General features: G+C 35.0%; 19 protein-coding genes. 5 read left to right on the forward strand and 14 right to left on the reverse strand.

All coding sequences use genetic code 11. The features are described 5' to 3' along the window. Window positions 1-3 precede the first annotated feature (3 nt). From ACFOOI_RS06400 to ACFOOI_RS06430, 7 genes are read right to left on the reverse strand one after another with little or no spacing between them, the layout of a single operon-like run. Window positions 4-2,388 carry a sulfatase-like hydrolase/transferase gene (locus ACFOOI_RS06400; RefSeq protein WP_379836274.1) on the reverse strand — a complete coding sequence of 795 codons (2,385 nt, stop codon included), beginning with the start codon at window positions 2,386-2,388 and terminating at the stop codon, window positions 4-6. A 9-nt stretch (window positions 2,389-2,397) separates the two neighbouring features. After that, window positions 2,398-2,997 carry a glycosyltransferase gene (locus ACFOOI_RS06405; RefSeq protein WP_379836276.1) on the reverse strand — a complete coding sequence of 200 codons (600 nt, stop codon included), beginning with the start codon at window positions 2,995-2,997 and terminating at the stop codon, window positions 2,398-2,400. Next, window positions 2,994-3,815 (reverse strand): glycosyltransferase family 2 protein, encoded by an 822-nt coding sequence (locus ACFOOI_RS06410; protein WP_379836278.1) that lies wholly within the window; start codon window positions 3,813-3,815, stop codon window positions 2,994-2,996. The genes ACFOOI_RS06405 and ACFOOI_RS06410 overlap by 4 nt, the downstream gene beginning before the upstream one ends. After that, window positions 3,815-4,876, reverse strand: a complete 1,062-nt coding sequence (locus tag ACFOOI_RS06415; RefSeq protein WP_379836280.1) for a HEAT repeat domain-containing protein — start codon at window positions 4,874-4,876, stop codon at window positions 3,815-3,817. The genes ACFOOI_RS06410 and ACFOOI_RS06415 overlap by 1 nt, the downstream gene beginning before the upstream one ends. Before the next feature lie 8 nt (window positions 4,877-4,884). Next, window positions 4,885-5,259: a response regulator transcription factor gene (locus ACFOOI_RS06420; protein ID WP_379836282.1), complete on the reverse strand. Its 375-nt coding sequence runs from the start codon at window positions 5,257-5,259 to the stop codon at window positions 4,885-4,887. Window positions 5,260-5,263: 4 nt separating this feature from the next. Beyond that, entirely contained in the window at window positions 5,264-5,620 is a 357-nt protein-coding gene (locus ACFOOI_RS06425) for a hypothetical protein (protein WP_379836284.1), read from the reverse strand. Continuing rightward, the gene (locus ACFOOI_RS06430; protein WP_379836286.1) at window positions 5,610-8,828 is read right to left on the reverse strand and encodes a PAS domain-containing hybrid sensor histidine kinase/response regulator; all 3,219 of its coding nucleotides are present in this window, start codon (window positions 8,826-8,828) and stop codon (window positions 5,610-5,612) included. Before ACFOOI_RS06430 ends, ACFOOI_RS06425 begins: the two co-directional genes overlap by 11 nt. Window positions 8,829-9,481: 653 nt before the next feature. On the opposite strand from ACFOOI_RS06430, the gene ACFOOI_RS06435 reads away from it, so the two are divergent. Next, window positions 9,482-9,886: a hypothetical protein gene (locus ACFOOI_RS06435; RefSeq protein ID WP_379836288.1), complete on the forward strand. Its 405-nt coding sequence runs from the start codon at window positions 9,482-9,484 to the stop codon at window positions 9,884-9,886. 29 nt (window positions 9,887-9,915) lie between these two features. Here the strand turns inward: ACFOOI_RS06435 and ACFOOI_RS06440 are convergent, their stop codons facing one another. The 5 genes from ACFOOI_RS06440 to ACFOOI_RS06460 form a co-directional block, all read right to left on the reverse strand. Continuing rightward, window positions 9,916-10,590 carry a response regulator gene (locus ACFOOI_RS06440; RefSeq protein WP_379836290.1) on the reverse strand — a complete coding sequence of 225 codons (675 nt, stop codon included), beginning with the start codon at window positions 10,588-10,590 and terminating at the stop codon, window positions 9,916-9,918. Window positions 10,591-10,596: 6 nt separating this feature from the next. Next, window positions 10,597-11,388 (reverse strand): sensor histidine kinase, encoded by a 792-nt coding sequence (locus tag ACFOOI_RS06445; RefSeq protein WP_379836292.1) that lies wholly within the window; start codon window positions 11,386-11,388, stop codon window positions 10,597-10,599. Next, the gene (locus ACFOOI_RS06450; RefSeq protein ID WP_379836294.1) at window positions 11,367-11,732 is read right to left on the reverse strand and encodes a hypothetical protein; all 366 of its coding nucleotides are present in this window, start codon (window positions 11,730-11,732) and stop codon (window positions 11,367-11,369) included. Before ACFOOI_RS06450 ends, ACFOOI_RS06445 begins: the two co-directional genes overlap by 22 nt. Before the next feature lie 343 nt (window positions 11,733-12,075). Next, window positions 12,076-12,447 (reverse strand): hypothetical protein, encoded by a 372-nt coding sequence (locus ACFOOI_RS06455; protein WP_379836296.1) that lies wholly within the window; start codon window positions 12,445-12,447, stop codon window positions 12,076-12,078. A gap of 111 nt (window positions 12,448-12,558) precedes the next feature. Then, complete coding sequence (locus ACFOOI_RS06460; protein WP_379836298.1) at window positions 12,559-13,620, reverse strand: Fic family protein; 1,062 nt, start codon at window positions 13,618-13,620, stop codon at window positions 12,559-12,561. A 67-nt stretch (window positions 13,621-13,687) separates the two neighbouring features. Between ACFOOI_RS06460 and ACFOOI_RS06465 the strand changes: the two genes are divergently transcribed. Then, window positions 13,688-13,924: a DUF3820 family protein gene (locus tag ACFOOI_RS06465; protein WP_379836300.1), complete on the forward strand. Its 237-nt coding sequence runs from the start codon at window positions 13,688-13,690 to the stop codon at window positions 13,922-13,924. A gap of 3 nt (window positions 13,925-13,927) precedes the next feature. Here ACFOOI_RS06465 and ACFOOI_RS06470 read toward each other — a convergent pair whose 3' ends face one another. Next, window positions 13,928-14,974 (reverse strand): glycoside hydrolase family 113, encoded by a 1,047-nt coding sequence (locus tag ACFOOI_RS06470; protein ID WP_379836302.1) that lies wholly within the window; start codon window positions 14,972-14,974, stop codon window positions 13,928-13,930. 14 nt (window positions 14,975-14,988) lie between these two features. On the opposite strand from ACFOOI_RS06470, the gene ACFOOI_RS06475 reads away from it, so the two are divergent. Both ACFOOI_RS06475 and ACFOOI_RS06480 read left to right on the forward strand, forming a co-directional pair. Further along, complete coding sequence (locus ACFOOI_RS06475; RefSeq protein ID WP_379836304.1) at window positions 14,989-15,669, forward strand: NUDIX domain-containing protein; 681 nt, start codon at window positions 14,989-14,991, stop codon at window positions 15,667-15,669. Window positions 15,670-15,673: 4 nt separating this feature from the next. Next, complete coding sequence (locus ACFOOI_RS06480) at window positions 15,674-16,042, forward strand: hypothetical protein (RefSeq protein WP_379836306.1); 369 nt, start codon at window positions 15,674-15,676, stop codon at window positions 16,040-16,042. A 23-nt stretch (window positions 16,043-16,065) separates the two neighbouring features. Here the strand turns inward: ACFOOI_RS06480 and ACFOOI_RS06485 are convergent, their stop codons facing one another. Then, window positions 16,066-17,223 (reverse strand): iron-containing alcohol dehydrogenase, encoded by a 1,158-nt coding sequence (locus ACFOOI_RS06485; protein WP_379836308.1) that lies wholly within the window; start codon window positions 17,221-17,223, stop codon window positions 16,066-16,068. Window positions 17,224-17,301: 78 nt separating this feature from the next. Between ACFOOI_RS06485 and ACFOOI_RS06490 the strand changes: the two genes are divergently transcribed. After that, on the forward strand, window positions 17,302-17,835 hold the full coding sequence (locus ACFOOI_RS06490; RefSeq protein ID WP_379836310.1) for a DNA-3-methyladenine glycosylase I: 534 nt from the start codon (window positions 17,302-17,304) through the stop codon (window positions 17,833-17,835). Window positions 17,836-17,855: the final 20 nt, after the last annotated feature.

Consider the following 17,855-nt stretch of genomic DNA (forward strand, 5'->3'; position numbering starts at 1 on the left):
CTCTTATTTATTGACTACTAGAGCCTCAGACTCTGCCACCTCGGTATCTTTTTCGATGACGTATTTTTTAAATCTGCCCATATCAGTAGCTACCAACTGCTGAAATTTCTTGTTATTGGGCACATTTTTCAAGGCCACCTTCGAAATCTCAACTGCCTTTCTATATTCGTCATTCCACCAATACAAATCCAAAATAGCACTGTAGGCGTCTTCGTAAAGTGGGCTTCTTTCTATCACATACGTCAATTCTCTCTCTGCGTTTACTTTGTCTTTTTCCCAACCATACATTCTCCCTTTAAGTATTCTGGCATCAAACTGATTGGGGTTTTTACTTATTATATAATCGCACAATAGATGAGCCACTTCGTATTGTTTGTTATGTGCCAAATCTCGGGCTTTAAAAAACATCTCTGTAGGGTTCATTCCTTTGAGATTTTCATCTATTATTTCTTTTTGCTCAGCCGTAAACTTCACTTCTTTTACATGATTTATAACCATGTTTTGAGGTATTATCTTGTTATTATGCGTCACATACCCGTTTATTTTTTTCTGACGATTGTACTGCTCTTTTAGCGTAGACAGCTGATTTTTATCTCCATCAGCCGAAATGCTAAGATTATCTGAAACCTTATAAAGTTCATTATTACTCAAATAAGATTTCCCTGAAACAAAATCTTTAAAACCGCCCTTGTACTGCATAAGCGGAATCTGCCTATCTCCCTCAAATGTTTCTGAAGAGCTCAAGCCCTTCCCCAACCAAGGTAAAGTTTCGGCTATAGGAGCTGCATAGTTTTTTTTCAAAAGTGAAACTAAACTTGGTGTAACATCAAAATGAGAACTAATACCCTTAAACTCTTTTGGTGCTTTTAGCATTGGGCTGTAAACCAGCAAAGGCACATGGTATCGTGTCAAAGCATCTTTTTGAGGAACAGGTATTAACCTATGATCACCTGTGATAATAAAGATAGTATTGGCATAGTTCGGATTTGATTTATAGGCTTCCATAAATGACTGAATGGACCTGTCGGTGTATATCAAACTCGCAAACACTTCTTTATACTCCGAAACGGTTTCTTTGTCGCTATTCGAATAATTCAGACCATCGGCTATTTTATTTGTTTGCCCAAGATATTTTTCTTTGTCAGGAAAACTAAACGGCTCATGGTTTGAGATAGTCATTATCATATCAAAACGCGGTTTCTCAGTAGGAACCATAAGCGTTAGTGTTTTCCTAAAAATCTCAGAATCAGGATATCCCCACGAAAAACCAGCTTCGCCTTGGGCTTTGGTGTAACCGGGTCCAAAGTTATTTTGATCCAACATATAATCGATGCCTTCTCTGTTTAGATATCTTATTTTATTATCAAAATCAGAATCTCCACCTTCAAAATAGGAGGTTTGGTAATTGTTGTTTTTCAAAATACTCAACAATGACATGTGATCAGGCAGGTCTTCAAGGTCTAAAAAACCCTTGTCGCCAAATGGTAAAGACCCCAAAATACTGGGCAAAGCACCAAACGAACGACCAGTATTACTCAAAAAATTAGACCAATATAGACTTTGTTTCGAAAGCGAATCGAGATATGGCGTGAAGCCTCCATATTGTGCATTTTGACCCATAAAATCGCTCCCAAGGCCTTCTACTACTATTAATACGATGTTTGGTTTTACATTCAAATTCAAATTAAGGTTATCTCCTAGCACGTCGTTTTCTAGTGAGTTTTTATGCAAAAGAGGGAATTTATTATCTTCCACCCACTCACCTTTAGCTGTAAGCGTGTCGCTTCTGTAAGAGATACTTTCATTGATAAAATACGTGAGGTTCGTCAATGAACCATTGCCCATAAAAACACTTCCACAAAAAACACACAGACCTACAAAAAGCGGCACAATGTTATATTCACTTTTCCCAAATTCTTTTTTCGAGAAAAAATAAATCAAGAAGAAAAACAAGGGAAGAATTAAAAACGAAAGATTTGATTTGATACTAAAATCTGCCGAAGTATTTATAATCATCTGAATATCTGAAAGCGAATATCCATACAAATCACTTCCTAACGAAAGATTAGTGGTAGCATAATATTTATTTAGCAACAAATTGGCTATAAGTACAATAGCCGCCAAAATGATTGCTAAGCCATTGGCTACATAGATGTGCAATTTACTCAACAAAAAATAAGGCAAGAGCAGGACTAAAACCACGAGTGCGGCTATTCCAAAATCGAAAAATATGACTTGGATACTTTCTAATATACTGCCCCCTATTGGTTCAGATTTGTATTTAAAAATAAAGTTAGTCAGCACGTCATTGAGCGAAAGTAAAACACCCAGAATTACTCCAAGCTTAATGATAAAATTAAATTTGGGATGGAAGGAAAGTCTTTTCATTTTATTATTTTATGTTGTTTTCATACCCTTTCTAGTCATTTCGCCCCACGAGTTATTGCCTCTCCAATAATCGTAATGGCCTTTCATGGCCGACCAAACTAAAAAAGGGTGGTATATAAGAGGTTCTAGCAAAGCACTGCCAACGAGTTTAATAATGTCAGTATATTCCTTGTATTGATAATAGGTTTTTTCTTCAGCCAAAATGGCAAACATGTTTATCATAAACACAAAACAGTAGATAAACAGTGAAACCACCACAAAAAATGGCCAGTTTACAATGCCCAATGCGGCTGCTACAAAGAGCCAAATAATTCCTAAAAACTCAATGATAGGGGCAAGAAATTCAAAGAAAAACCAATAAGGAAAACTTAATAATCCCAACACTCCGAACTTCGGATTAAAGAGCATTTTTCGGTGTGCCCAAAGAGTCTCTATAGTGCCTCGCGTCCAGCGGTTTCGCTGCCTGCCCAATATCTGTTTGCTCTCTGGGGCTTCTGTCCAACAGAGCGGATCTGGAATAAACTCAACTTTATATGGCAATTTATGCTCTATCATGTAACGGCTCATTCTCACCACTAATTCCATGTCTTCGCCCACTGTGGTAGTCAAATACCCCCTGCTTTTTTGACTATATCTTTGTCAAACATGCCAAATGCACCCGAAATAAGCAACAAGCCGTTTATTCTTCCCCAAGCCATACGGCCAAGTAAAAACGCCCTTAAATATTCCAACACTTGCATTCTGGCTATCCAATTGTCAGGTACTTTTACTTTGGTGATGGTACCGTTTTTTATTTCACACGAGTTTATGATTCTGATAACTCCACCTGTGGCAATTACACGGGTTTCTTTGTCCATAAAGGGTTTTACCAGTTTCAGAATAGAGTCTTGCTCGAGTATACAGTCCACGTCTATACATGCCACATATTTGCTCGATGACACATTTATGCCCACATTGAGGGCGTCAGCCTTTCCACCGTTTTCTTTGTCTACCAACAGCAAATTTCTAAAAGCTGGCAAGGTAGACTTATAGATATTCCTGATTTTTTTTGTTTTAATTTCTTCGTTAAAAATCATATCAACTGGCACCATTTTGTAAGCCTCCACTGCTTTTGACAGCGTATCGTCTTTACTTCCGTCGTTTACGATAATCACTTCAAAATTAGAATAATGCAAAGACACCAAAGACCGAATATTTTCTACTATATTGAGCCCTTCATTGTATGCAGGAGCTATCAGCGATACACTCGGCGAAAGAAACGAAGGCAGCAAATAATTGTATTTGGCATGCTTGCTTTCTCTCAAATATCTTTTTAAAGCAAAAAGCGAAACCAAACCCAACAGCACATAGGAAAACATGAGGACAATTGCATAAAACAAAAGTCCGGTTTGTATGAATTCGGATATGTATGAGCCTATTTGATCCATTAATTAATTCTTTCTTCTGTGAGCAAAAGCTCTTCTAATTTCGATATTTCGAGGTATTCTCCGTTTGATTGCATAATAAAATCTATGGCCTGTAGTGCCATTAATTTCTCCTCTTTATTAGTGGTTTTTATACATTTTAAGAAGAAAGGTATGTTGTTGGTTTTTCTGAAAATCTTTAACGTCTTTAATATTTCTTCTTTTACTGGGTCTGATTCGCCAAAATATATGCCAATAAGGGTATCATTAACTGACTCCGCCTCTAAAATACCCAAGGTTCTGATGGCTTCAATTTTAAGTGCGTCGTTTTTACAACTTAGCAATTCTACCAAAACAGGAATCTCTTGATGTGATTTTGAAAAAGCCACCAACCTACATCCAAAAATTGCCAATGAACCTCCTTTTTCAATCCATTTTTCTAATGGCGGATGGCTGGTATACATCAGTTCGTCTAAAATTTTGATAATTTTTAATTGATACCAGTCAGACAAATAGGTCTTTAAATTCAATAATAATTCTATGCCGTATTTCACATCAAGTTTAATAATGGCAACCACCAGCTCGTTGTTAAGCTCTGGATCTTTGGTTTTGTTAAATAGCAAATAAATGCTCCTAAGGCCACTCTTAAAGTTCATTTCAAGGTATTCCGAAAGGCCTTTTAGAATAACATCTTTCTTTTTAGAACTTATCTTCTTTACCGTTTCGCTACACAATTTGCTCTCCACATAATACTCTTCCAGTTTTAAAGCAAGTTCACCTTGTAAGTTAGCATGGAGTTTTATTATTTCACCCAAAAGAATATTCCTCCTAAAACTATTATAAAATAACAAACGCTTTAATCGTAACCCTTCTTTTGAAAGTTCTTCTTCAAAAATCAATTCTGAAATAAAAACCTGACTCTGTGCTTCTATTTTACCAATTCTAATTTTCGATGCTTTTTTATTGTTTCTACTGATGAAAACCAAAATCAAAGAACCTATCCCAAACACCATAAAAATACCACACAGTGCCAATAGCACCTCCGTATTTTCAAAATTAGAATATAGCTCAAAGAGTTGCTTCATCGAAACATTTAGGCATTAATACGAGATCGCATCGTTAATTTTTTAATTCTCATGATGAGTTCATTTGGGCTAAATGGTTTAGAAATAAAATCATCAGCACCAAGCTCAAAAGCCTCAAGAACCACTTTTTCTAGTCCTGCAGCACTTAGTACTATAATGATAACATTGCTCATCATTTCGTTTCTAACCATACTGATAATTTCGAGGCCATTTACAAAAGGCATCATAATATCTGTCACAATTAAGTCTGGGATATCGTTTTTCAAAGACTCAAGAGCATCATAGCCGTTTTTGGCGATTTCTACTTCAAAACCTTCTTTTTTTAATTTAAACTCGAGGGTTTTTAATAACAAAAGGTCATCTTCTATAAGTAATACTTTCATATATTTAGCTATTAATATTTTGTTCGTTATAATTTTCTTCTAGCTCTTTTTTGAGCAAAACCAAGGACTCATCAAAAATTTGACGGAGTCTTTCTGCAAACTGGTCTAAAACGTTACTATCTAAGGAAGAATTAGTGTCGAGCTGCTCAAGTATAGTTTCATGATTAATGCCTACTACATTAAAAGATGATTTTAACTTATGAGCCTTAGCTTTTATATCGGGGTAGTTTCTTGTGCTTATTGCTTTAAACAATAAATCTAACTCAGTAGGCAGATATTGCAAAGAAGTTTCCAAAATCTCTTTTTCAAAGTCCTTACTTCCGCCTGAAACCATCCTTAAATATGATAAATCAATTGTCATTATTGTCTTTTTTAGTGTATTCTAAAATTTTACTATGTAATAGATTTGGGTCAAACGGTTTAGGCAAATAGTCGTTCATTCCTATGTCCAAACATTTTGCTTTTTCACCTACTATTGAATGGGCCGTCATGGCAATAATCGGCGTTTGTAATTTCATCTCATTGCGAATATATGTGGTAGCCTGATATCCATCCATTTCGGGCATTTGCAAATCCATCAAAATCAAATCATATGTTTTAGTTTTTAAAATCTCTACAGCTTCAGCACCATTTTCAGCCAAGTCAGCAAGGAATCCGCGTTTTTGCAATACCCTCAGTGCTAGTTTTTGATTCAATAAATTGTCTTCGACCAACAGTATTTTGGTATCATATAGGCCAGTCTCAGGTTCTACTAATTTGATTTCGCTTTCTTCAACCTCCACCGGATTTTCAAACAAAAGATTAAAGCTAAAAGTAGAGCCTCTACCTTCTTCACTAGCTACTATTAGCTCACCACCCAATAACTCTGCCAAAGATTTAGAAATACTTAAACCTAAGCCAGTTCCGCCATATTTTCTTGTAGTATTTGTGTTTGCCTGAGTAAATCTATCAAAAATAACCTCCAATTTGTCTGGAGCAATACCTATCCCCGAATCGTTAATTTCAAACTTCACCTCCGTCTTGTTCTCAAGTTTTTTGACTACTTCAACCCTCAGCTCTACAAAACCTTCTTCAGTAAATTTTATTGCGTTGTTTAACAGATTAACCATCACCTGATTTAAACGTGTTGGGTCGCCCATAACCATGTCCGGAAGCTTTTCATCAAAGTAATATTTAAATTCAAGGTTTTTTATTTGAGCATTAAATGTTAAAATTTTCCTAACATTTTGGATTTGCTCCTTGAGGCTAAACTTAATATGCTCCATTACGATTTGTCCCGATTCTATTTTAGAAAAATCAAGGATATCATTTATGATATTCAATAAATTAGTAGACGCAATATTTATAGAATTGGTGTATTCTGCCTGCTCATTGTCAAGTTTAGTTGAGGCTAACAACCTACCAAAACCAGTGATGGCGTTCATAGGAGTTCTGATTTCGTGACTCATGTTAGATAAGAACAAGTCCTTCATCTTGGCATTCTTTTCCGCTATTTTTTTAGCTTCATGCAAGTCATTCTCCAGTTCTATTCTATCGGTTATATCCATCACATTACCAATCACGTAACGAGTGCCGTCTGCCAGTTCGGTCACTACGTTATTGTACATCCAAGTGATTCGTTTTCCCTTTTTATCCAAAATCTGCATCAAACCTTTTGACTTTCCGTTTACTTCTAACTCTTTCAAGTACTCAGGAAATTCTGATTTCGATTCAAAAGGTATGATATCAACGATATTCCTGTTTTCTATTTCATGTTTTTGGTAACCCAAAAGATAGGCTCCAACGGCATTTATTGTAATAAAATTACCCTCCATATCGTGGGTATACATAACAACTTGTGAACTATCGAAAAATATTCTCAACCTTTTTTCACTATCGAGAATTTTTAATTCTTGGCGTTTCTTTTCGGTTATATCATTAGCGATAAATAAAAATCCTAAGATATCGCCCATTTCATTGTTAATCGGAGAAATAGAAATTTCAACATCGATTTTATTTCCATCTTTTTGTACATACAAAAACTCACCTTTCTCCGACTCTCCGAGCATAGTCCTAAACGTAAACGCCTCAAAATCAGTCTTAAACGTACTACCGTATTCCTTGTAAATATTTTGATGGAGCCTATCGATATTACTTTGATCAATAAAGTGCAACAAATTCAACTTTCCCACCACCTCTTGAGCCTCATAGCCTAAAAGGTTTTCAGCACCCGTATTAAAATTGGTAATTACACCCTTCAAATCAGTTGCTATTATAGAAGTTTCAGTGCTGGCATTGAGTATTGTTTTAAGATGCCTATTGGTTTCTTCCAATGCTAGGCTACTTTGTTTGTCTTTCTCGATATCTTGAAAAGTACCGATCACCCTAACACAAGAGCCATCTAAAAATTTAGGTTTACCTATCGCCCTTATCCATTTTTCTTTACCACTTTTTGTAACAATTTGAAGTTCGGTGTCGAATGATTCATTTTGAGTAATAGCCTTGTAAATCAGATTTGAGATTTTCATTCGATTTTTGCCTTCTTTGTAAAAGTTAATCGCCTGATCTAACTCAATGACTTCATCTTGTGAAATTTCATGAATTTCTCTTGTAACCGAAGTCCAATATAGTTTATTGGCAAGTACGTCTAAGTTCCACCCTCCTATTAGTGCCACTCTATTCGTCTCTTCAAGCATTTCTTTTGCCTGAAAGAGCTCGTGCTTAGTTTCTTCAAACTGCGTAATATCTCTACCGATGGCATAAAATAGTTTATTTCCTAAATCTGCCGAAACTACCCACTCCAGTAGCCTATAATTGTTGTTTTTTGCTCTAAATCTTAGTCTAAAATTGATATTTTTAGTGCTAATATTTATTTTTTTAAATTCAGTTTCTACCAAATGAATATCATCAGGATGAATAAAAAAATTGACTTCATTTTCTAAGAGATCATTTTCGCCCCAAAGTAAGGTTCTGCGGAAAGCCGGATTGACAGACTTAAAAAAGCCGTCAGTGCCAATTACACAAATTAAATCAGAAGAAATCTTGAAAATGTTCTCGTAATGTGACCTTTCTTTCTGATCATATTTGACTGTCAGTAGATTTCCCAGCTCAGCCAGTTCTTTTTCGATGGCACAGTTTTTAAAATCAACCTCACATTGAGTTTTAAACAAGACAATGTGCCCCATGTTTTGCTTGCTTCGGTTGTCAATCGAAATGTGCTGAATAATCCGAATTTCGGGGTGGTCATTGGCCCAAGCAAAGTTTTCGAATATCTCAGAATCTTTTTCTCTCTCAAACCTAAAAGATTCGATTTTTCCTTTAATATATTTTTGTATTCTTTTGTCACTAAAGCTCGTTGTATCGTACCCTTTAGGGCTATACAGCCACCTATTAAAAGAAAAGTCACGGCAAATCAAAACCACCTCGCTATTGGACTTTAAAGCTATCTTTTTAGAAAGCCTTAAAATAGAATTATCAAGTCTCTTATTGGTTACTTTAAAACCTTTTCTTGAGTCTCTTTTTCTAGTAGATATATCTTTTGATTGCTCCATATTATCTAAAACCGGCGAGCTATATTGGGTATTGTTCATGGTTTAACTATTTCCAATTCTAATCCAATATTTGTACCATTAAAGGCATTCGAAAAGACTATTTACCCCTAAACTTATTAAGAGGATACATTCGCATTAAAGATTTAATTTCTACAGTAAAAGTTAAAGTTTTTCGGAATGAATTTGGTTTAAAATTGCATCAAATTGAAATATTATTTACTCAGAAGTTTGAGTAAAAACAGGATAAAACAAGCTGTTTTAATAGAGTGTAAATTTGATTTCCGAGGGAGTATTTTAGGTGAGATTTAATATTGAAAATTAGAAAAAAAATGTTTAATGAAATATCCTACAAATAACAATAGGTATTTCTACCTGTTTTTTAAATCAGGTAAAAATACCGTTTTATCATATTGGCGTAATAATAAACTTTGTGAAAATTTATATCATCAAAGAAACCACTACCAATAAATTATTTTATAAAAATATAAATATGATGATTTAAAGAACGTCCTGGAGCAACTAACGTATTAAAAAATACTACGCCACAGCAACCCATTAAAATAAATCTACTAAATCATACACATACTTTTAAACCGTAGAATAATTCACTCAATAAAAAAATACGAAAAATACAGAATTTTAGAAAACTCATTATTAATTTTACAAAATAAGATATCACTAATTTATTTAATATGAATAATATCGACTACAACTACACACATTCTCTAAGTAACAATCACAATCAAAGAAAGTCAAACAAAATAGGAAACAACCGTCAGGCATCTCCATTTAACCCTATTTATTTATCTGCCTATTTTTGTATTTTTTTAAGTTTGATGACTACCAAATTTGAAGAATATTCTTGGCTTAGCCCTGTCTTATTTGCTTCATTAGGCTACCACCTTTTTTTAATATTCAAAAAGCAGAACCAAACCGGATATTTTCCTTTTTTTATTAGCCTTTCCGGTGCAGGCATTATGCTCCTAAGTATTTTTTCAACAAACGAAAAGTCAATTATTTCTTTTATTGGAATCTCGTTATTGATCATAGGTGTAACCCTTAACCTATTCGGAAGAGGTCACAAAAAATCTATTTAAATGTTAACAATTGAGTGTAAGCAAAAAGCTTACATGAGTGTGGCCGGATCTATCAGGTTGTTTTTGATCGAAAATACAACTAAACCTGCGGTGTTTTTCATGCCTGTTTTCTCAAGTAAATTATTCCTGTGACCATCTACGGTGCGGGTACTAATAAATAGTTTTTCGCCTATTTCTTGTGCGGTATATTGTTTACAAATTAAATCAAGTACTTCTAGTTCTCGTTGAGAAAGTAAAGTAGGAATAATATCCTGAAGCATTAATCGGGTTTTCTTACCCGATATTCGCTTTTGCATAGCAGACAAAAACGCTTCATTGAAATAAAAATCTTTTTCTACTACTGTCTTTATCGCACGCTCGACTTCTTCAGGCTCTACATTTTTTATTAAATAGGCATTTACCCCTATTTCCATGAGGTGCGTCACGAACCTGTCTTCACTAAAAACCGAGAGAATGATGATTTTTACATCCGGATATTTTTCATGTAAAATTTTTGTGGTGTCTATTCCGTTTAGGACCGGCATCGACAAATCTAAAATAGCAATGTCTGGAATTTCCTCTGCTTTTTCAAAAAGATCTAGTAACTCTTGCCCATCCGATGCCTCAAAAACTATCTCAATGTTTTCAAAACTGTTAATAATCCCGATAATTCCTTTTCTAAACAGAATCTGATCATCTGCTATCGCTATTTTTATTGTTTTCATGCATTTTTAATTTAAAGGTAGTTTTATAAACACCTTCAAGCCTTCATTATCACTTGTCTGAAATTCAGTTTCGCCATGAATCATTTTGGCTCTAACCTGAATATTCTTCAAACCCAAACTTCTCTTTTGATAAGCTTCGTCAAAATCAAAACCGATTCCATTGTCCTCAAATTTAAACAAAAACTCAGTATCATTTTGAATAAAATCAATACTGATTTGAGTTGCCGCTGAATGTTTAACAGAATTATTCAAAAGTTCCTGCACAATCCGATACATAGTCAATGACTTTTGGTTTGATAATTTCTCTTTTAATTTGATATTAAGCGTTATATTAATATCAGTTATGTCTACCACACTTTCGCACAAGCCCTCTATGGCATAGGCAATTCCAAATTCTTCTAAACCAGGTGGCAGCAGGTCATTTGAAATTCTCCTTACCTCTAAAATCGTATTATCAATCGTTTGCTTGTTTTTCGAAATCAGCTCTTTAATTTTTTCCTGGTTGTTGGTATCGCGTCCTATTTCATTCATTTGGAGTTTTATGGCCGACAGCGAAGCCCCAACCACATCGTGAAGGTCTCTAGCGAGCCTATTCCGCTCGTTTTCGGTGGCATTTAGGTTACCTAAAAAAAGCTCCTCGCTAAACTTTACCTCGGCTTCTTTTAAGGCCAAATCCTTTTTAATTATTCTTTTTTGATAATGTAGTGAAAATGTTATAACACCCACTGCTAACGTCAACATGGTGAAAGTACCACTAAACAAAAGGAGGTATAAATCTATTGACGACGAAGCTGCCATAAACCAAGTGAGATGAAACAATACATAATGGCAAGTAATATAGCATGAATTCCCCATGCTACCAATAATAAGTTGTTATCGCTTAAGAAATAATTGCTAAGAATAAACACTACCATGCTACCAGCAAAATAAAATAAATACCCAGCATTTATCCAAAAAACTGGGTGATAGGTGGGTTCTCTATTGTCAAGCTCAGCCAACAGCTTGTTAAATGCAAAAATGGTCAATACAATAACACCAATACTCTCTAAACCTCTAGCGTAGGTATTAAAAGTGTCAAGTTTTTGGATAAAGGCGGAGTTTAAAATAGCCAATATTACAAAAGTAACCCATACGCCTATCATGACTTTTTGGGAGTAAAAGTTTTTAAAAAAACGGTAGTAGAACCACCAAATAAAGGAAAATTCTAAAATAGTATATAAATGCAGTAGTGGCAGTGTGTTTTTAAATTTCAAGTAGCCTAAAAATCGTGAAACAAATTCGAAGAAAACGCTAAGGAGTAAAAAGTAAAAGATAACTTTCAATTCAAAGTTTAGTTTTTTAAACATAAGAATCGAAACAAAAACAGGTAAAATCAAAAAATATTGGACATAGTCTAAAAACCAGACCAAAAAATCATTCATCATAAAGAGCTTAATTAAATTAAGAAGCAAAGTGCAAAAAAACACCTTGCTTCTCAAATTTTTTTTATTCTTCTGTTGGCGGATATGGAGGAATCGGCCTGCTAAAGTCATAAATACTCGAAGAATCATCAGCAGCATCTAAGTCTATATCAGGAATAATAATATCCGAACTCGTCATCATAACACACCCAAACAGTTTTTTACCATATTTTTCAGGGTCAACTTCCTTCATACCTAGAGTGAATTTAATGTACTCCTTATCCACATTTTGATCCAAAACAATTTGGATCTCATCTCTATGAAAGTAAAATCCCTCAAAATCAGAAGGCTTGAAGTTTTTGTTTTTTAAATAATTGTCAACATAACCTTGTGCTTGTTCAGGACTAATTGGCTTGTCGTAAATTGGCTCTTTTGGTTTTTTTTCCATAGTTTTCATTTTATTAGTTTATCAAATGTACCAAATAATAAAAACTCACAATGGGTATAATTACCTGTTTTACAACCACCCCGCCTTTTTTTAAATCAAAAGTATCTTTTAAATATACCTTTAAACTAAATTTAAGTGCTCTTCTAAAGATGCGATGCACCTATCCACTACCAAATGATAAAACACATCTGGATTATTGTTTATTTGAACTTCTTGCAAGGCATTATAGTACTGAATACGCGACTCAGGATCTCCTTTTAAAATAGAAATGGTAAAACCATTTTGCAAAAGAATAAAATTCATAATAAGCCTAGATGTCCTTCCGTTTCCATCTAAAAATGGATGAATACTAACCAACCTTTCGTGCATCTCTGCAGCTAAAATGGCTGGATGCATTAGCTTTCTTTGCCTACGATAATGGATAAAGTAATCTTCCATTAGTTTTTCTAAAAGAAAAGGCTGCGGTGGCATATACTCAGAACCACCAATAGAAACCGGCACTTTCCGATATCGGCCGGCATTTTCGGGATCAATACTCTTTAAAACTAAGCGATGTAAATCCAAAAGTGACCTACTATTTAGCTCTTCTTTTTCGGTAATTAACTGCTCCAAAAAATCTATCGCTTCGGAGTGATTAATGGCTTCTAAGTGCTCTTTCATAGACTTTCCGCTTATAGTCACACCTTCCGAAACCACCAACTGTGTCTCTTGAAAACTCAAAGTGTTTCCTTCTATCCTATTGCTATCATAGGTATATTTCATAGCAAAATACCCTTTTAACTTAGTCAGCTGGGTTTTATTTAAAGGCCTGTTTTCTTGCCATTTTGCTTTTAAGGTATCCAGATGATCCAACTTTATTTTTAATGAAGAGCTAATTTCTGGAATCTCAAAAGCATTATTTGAACTCAAATAAACTGCCCGCGACTCCGCAACCACAAAAAGCTCGTGTATATTTTCCTCGTATTTGACAAGCTCTGCTATTTTCTCAATAATCATTTCTCTGCGAAGCTCACTCAATGGAATTTTGTATCCATCGGCAATCGCTAAAAGATGATTCTCAGATGGATTTCTTTTCCCTGACTCATATTTAGAAATTAAGGCTTGATCTATTCCAGTAATTGCTGACATTTCCTGAACTTTTAGCCCTAATTTTACTCGCTGATTTTTTAATATTGTATTCATAATAATATATGACATTTTTTGTCATGTCAAATTTAGTCATTTTTTTGTAGTTTTAAAATTTTTTTTTATGTTTCATCCCGACAAACAAATTTTAATAGAAATAGTAAAAACCAGAATGCCATTTGGCAAGTATAAAGATTCGCTTTTATGCGACCTACCTGTGAGTTATTTAGAATGGTTTCAGCGTAAAGGGGGCTTCCCTCCTGGCAAATTAGGCATGCAACTTGCCACCGTTTTTGAAATAAAATCAAACGGACTAGAAGAAATAATATATAAATTAAAAAAAATGAACCTAAGAGGTTAATTTCTAAATTGCGAAATGCTTCTTTATGGTTTGTTCGGCTGGTTTGCCTTGTGGCGAAAACATGTCTTTATGTCGTGGGTTTTTAGACATCACCGGAAACCATTTCCATAAAAAACCACCTGCCATCCAAGGTTCGTTCCAAACAGAAGTAAACAAAACCTCATAAGCCCTGTCTTGAAGTTGATGATTATCAGGCAGTGAAAAGTCTGTATCCCATGGCTTTTGAGTAGAAAAATCGCAACTACGGTACCCAAACTCTGTAAACAAGATGGGCTTTTGGTATTTCGAAGCTTGTTTTTTTAAACCTTTAAGGTGCTTTTCCCAACCTTTTTTAAGCTCTTTGACATCCGGGTTTTTATGGTCCGATAACGGAAAATAACCATCTACACCAATATAATCCAGTTCATTCCAAAAAGGAACTTCTTCAAAACTATCCCAATTTTCAGCATAGGTTAGCTTTCCCGAATAAACTTTTTTAACGTCAGCAATCAATTTATGCCAAAACTCAGGGCGAACTTCCACGTGCTTTTCCATTTCGGTAGCAATACAAAACAGCTCCACTCCTTCCTCTTCTGAGAGCTTCGCAAAACCTAAAATGTAGGTGGAAAATGTTTTTTCAAACTCCTCCCATTCTTTTTCCGATTTAAAAGTCATGTGCCCTGTAAACTCACCCCACCTTAACCAAATGTGCGGTTTCATCATCACTTTTAACCCTTGACCCTTTGCCAGCCTTATGCATTGCCTTACACCATTGGGAGTTTCGCCCCACCATTGGTGATTTCCTTGTGTGCTATCTTTTTCTAAACTAAAAATCAGCGTAGAGGTATTTTCTCTAACAAAACCATAAGGCATCAACGAAACCCAACCCGCATTAATATTTGTTATAGCTTTAAAGCAACTATCGCCAATGGGTTTAAAAGGAGCCACAAAAGAAACACCTTTAAGTTTTTGACCTCCATATACGTAAGTTTCGGTAGTTTGAGAACTCAAAAAATAAAAACCCACCCCAAAAAGAAATAGAAAGCCAGTAGTAAGTAGTTTTGTACCCATTATTACATTAATAAATGAAAGAAACACTCGAACAGTCACATAAATTTAACCTTTGGAAGAAAAACATCCTAAGTAATGGACTAAAAATAAACAATATTGAAGAAGTTTATTCTCGCCATAGATACAACGGAGAAGTGCTTTTTTCATTGCTGATGCTTGATGCCACTACCCCTGAAGGCGACAAAATCCCTCCTATTTGTTTTCTAAAAGGAGAAGTAGTTTGTGTAGCGATCATTTTAATAGACGAGCAAACTTCAGAGAAATATTTATTACTCGTAAAACAAAGAAGAATATCAGAAGGTGGGTACACATTTGAACACCCCGCAGGAATGGTAGACGGAACAGTAAGTCCGCTTGATATAGCGGTTCAAGAAGTAAAAGAAGAAACTGGAATCATAATAACGCCGGCCGATTTGATAAATCTTTCGCCGGAAAAAAGACTTTTCCCGAGCACCGGAACAAGCGACGAAGCCATGTATTTTTATTATTGTGAAATCACATTACCAAAAGATAAAATTGAGAGTTTCGAAAACAAAGAAATGGGAACAGAATATGAATTTGAAAGAATTAGCACCCATGTTTACCCATTTATAGCGGGACATAAATTGATAAATAATACAAACGGCTTATTGCTAAACTACTTGTATCTCAATGCCGTCAAAGATTTTGAATTAATGTCGAAACTAAAAATCTAATACCATGAGCTTACCTTCTATTTCGGAGTTTAAACCTTCTGATATAACCACACACACCGACATGTTGGAGAGTTTGATTACTCAAATAAACAAGGATCTCAACATGTTTGGTATAACTATCAATTCAGAAATAGATAAAAAAACGGCTTATGAACAACTCTTAAAAGAAATCTCACAAAACATTGAGTATTTATTAAAAACAGATTCAGGGAAAGTGGTGGCCATTTTATATCGGGTTGATATATCGGAGAAAGAACTTCTAGTGGCTGGTGTAGATTTGACCAATTATAGCCACCCTGAGATAGTGGCTCATTCTATAATCAAAAGAGAATTTAAGAAAGTACTTTTAAGAAAATATTACAAAGGAGCCTAAAAACTCCTTTGTAATATTAATATTTATGCGATACTCATATTCAAAATATCTTCAACAGCTTCAGGCGTAATGTCTTTATTTTCGCCATAAACCACCCCTCTTTCCGTAAACCTCGTCTTGATTTCTTTAATTGTATCCAAATTTATACCGTAAACAGACCCTTTGGTAGGAATACCCAATGACTCATAAAAATTAATGGTATTTGTAATCGCTTTCTCTACCAAATCATCGTCTGTGCCGGTTTCGTTCCATACATTTTTAGCGTATTGAATCAATTTACCTCTTTTATTTTCTTTTTTGTAACGCATTAGGTGAGGCAAAACCACCGCCAAGGTACGAGCATGGTCTACCCCATGAAGAGCCGTAAGCTCATGACCAATTTGATGTGTAGCCCAGTCGCTCGGTACACCCAATGAAATCCAACCATTAAGAGCCACTGTAGCCGCCCACATAAGATTTGACATTGTATCGTAATCCGTTTGATTTTCAAGAGCTTTTGGACCTACACTAATTAAAGTTCGCAACACAGACTCAGCAAACTGATCTTGAATCATGGCTCCTATCGGATATGTCATATACTGCTCCATCACGTGCGTGAACGCATCTGCGGCTCCGTTTGCTATTTGTTTTTTTGGAAGAGAAAAAGTAGTCTCTGGATCTAAAACCGAAAACTTAGGAAATAAAAGTGGGCTACTCATCGCAAACTTCTCTTTAGTTTCTGCTTTTGATATCACCGCTCCTGAGTTCATTTCAGAACCTGTGGCAGGCAAAGTCAGAACAGCCCCGAGAGGAATGGCTGCTTTTATTCTTTTCGCTTTTACAATATTTTCCCACTCATTACCTTCCGAAAAAGGTATAGCAGCCGAAATAAACTTAGTGCCATCTAAAACCGAACCTCCACCAACAGAAAGTATAAAATCTATCTTTTCGATTCTTCCAAGCTCTACCGCTTTCATAAGCGTTTCATAAGTTGGGTTTGGCTCAATACCTCCAAACTCCACCACTTCAAAACTTGTCAAAGCAACCTTAACTTGGTCATAAACACCATTTTTAAATATACTACCACCGCCGTAAGTAATCATTACTTTGGCGTCAGTAGGAATATTTTTTGCTATAAGTGCTATGGTTTCTTTTCCAAAAATTACCTTTACCGGATTGTAATACGTGAAATTGTTTATCATTGTTATTAGTTTGTTTTCTATCTTAGTAAACATACTTTTTATCTAAATGATTTAATTTTTAAAAAAAATACCCAAATAATGAGCTATTGTACTTTCTGTAAAACTCTTCCACTAGATAACCATCACCGTATCTATCACGACAAGCACTATGGCTTTACGATTAGCTCAGACAATATACTTTTTGAACGCCTTGTTTTTGAGATAAACCAAGCTGGCCTTTCGTGGGATTTGATTCTTAAAAAACAGGACAACTTTAGAGAGGCTTTTGATTTTTTCGAAATAAATAAAGTAGCACTTTATGACGAAGAAAAAATAGCGGAGCTCCTCCAAAACCCAGGAATAATACGAAATAAACTCAAAGTAAATGCGGCCATACATAATGCCAACGTGATTTTAGACCTTCAAAAACAACACGGCTCATTTAAAAACTGGATAGAACACCACCATCCCAAAACCAAGGAAGAATGGGTTAAAATATTTAAAAAGACATTTAAGTTTACAGGAGGAGAAATAGTAAATGAATTTTTGATGAGCACCGGATATTTGCCAGGAGCACATGACCCTGACTGCGAGGTGGGCTTATTTTTAAAACAAAAAGAGGTAAACCAATAGCTTACCTCTTTTTATAAAAT

Origin of the sequence: Lacihabitans lacunae, assembly GCF_042649125.1 — a bacterium.
Taxonomy (GTDB): Bacteria; Bacteroidota; Bacteroidia; order Cytophagales; family Spirosomataceae; genus Leadbetterella; species Leadbetterella lacunae.

Coding starts and splice junctions, on each gene's coding strand:
- ACFOOI_RS06400 (WP_379836274.1), bottom strand. CDS start 2,388: ATGAAAAGACTTTCCTTCCATCCCAAATTTAATTTTATCATTAAGCTT.
- ACFOOI_RS06410 (WP_379836278.1), bottom strand. CDS start 3,815: ATGGATCAAATAGGCTCATACATATCCGAATTCATACAAACCGGACTT.
- ACFOOI_RS06415 (WP_379836280.1), bottom strand. CDS start 4,876: ATGAAGCAACTCTTTGAGCTATATTCTAATTTTGAAAATACGGAGGTG.
- ACFOOI_RS06420 (WP_379836282.1), bottom strand. CDS start 5,259: ATGAAAGTATTACTTATAGAAGATGACCTTTTGTTATTAAAAACCCTC.
- ACFOOI_RS06425 (WP_379836284.1), bottom strand. CDS start 5,620: ATGACAATTGATTTATCATATTTAAGGATGGTTTCAGGCGGAAGTAAG.
- ACFOOI_RS06430 (WP_379836286.1), bottom strand. CDS start 8,828: ATGAACAATACCCAATATAGCTCGCCGGTTTTAGATAATATGGAGCAA.
- ACFOOI_RS06435 (WP_379836288.1), top strand. CDS start 9,482: ATGAATAATATCGACTACAACTACACACATTCTCTAAGTAACAATCAC.
- ACFOOI_RS06440 (WP_379836290.1), bottom strand. CDS start 10,590: ATGAAAACAATAAAAATAGCGATAGCAGATGATCAGATTCTGTTTAGA.
- ACFOOI_RS06445 (WP_379836292.1), bottom strand. CDS start 11,388: ATGGCAGCTTCGTCGTCAATAGATTTATACCTCCTTTTGTTTAGTGGT.
- ACFOOI_RS06450 (WP_379836294.1), bottom strand. CDS start 11,732: ATGATAGGCGTATGGGTTACTTTTGTAATATTGGCTATTTTAAACTCC.
- ACFOOI_RS06455 (WP_379836296.1), bottom strand. CDS start 12,447: ATGAAAACTATGGAAAAAAAACCAAAAGAGCCAATTTACGACAAGCCA.
- ACFOOI_RS06460 (WP_379836298.1), bottom strand. CDS start 13,620: ATGAATACAATATTAAAAAATCAGCGAGTAAAATTAGGGCTAAAAGTT.
- ACFOOI_RS06465 (WP_379836300.1), top strand. CDS start 13,688: ATGTTTCATCCCGACAAACAAATTTTAATAGAAATAGTAAAAACCAGA.
- ACFOOI_RS06470 (WP_379836302.1), bottom strand. CDS start 14,974: ATGGGTACAAAACTACTTACTACTGGCTTTCTATTTCTTTTTGGGGTG.
- ACFOOI_RS06475 (WP_379836304.1), top strand. CDS start 14,989: ATGAAAGAAACACTCGAACAGTCACATAAATTTAACCTTTGGAAGAAA.
- ACFOOI_RS06480 (WP_379836306.1), top strand. CDS start 15,674: ATGAGCTTACCTTCTATTTCGGAGTTTAAACCTTCTGATATAACCACA.
- ACFOOI_RS06485 (WP_379836308.1), bottom strand. CDS start 17,223: ATGATAAACAATTTCACGTATTACAATCCGGTAAAGGTAATTTTTGGA.
- ACFOOI_RS06490 (WP_379836310.1), top strand. CDS start 17,302: ATGAGCTATTGTACTTTCTGTAAAACTCTTCCACTAGATAACCATCAC.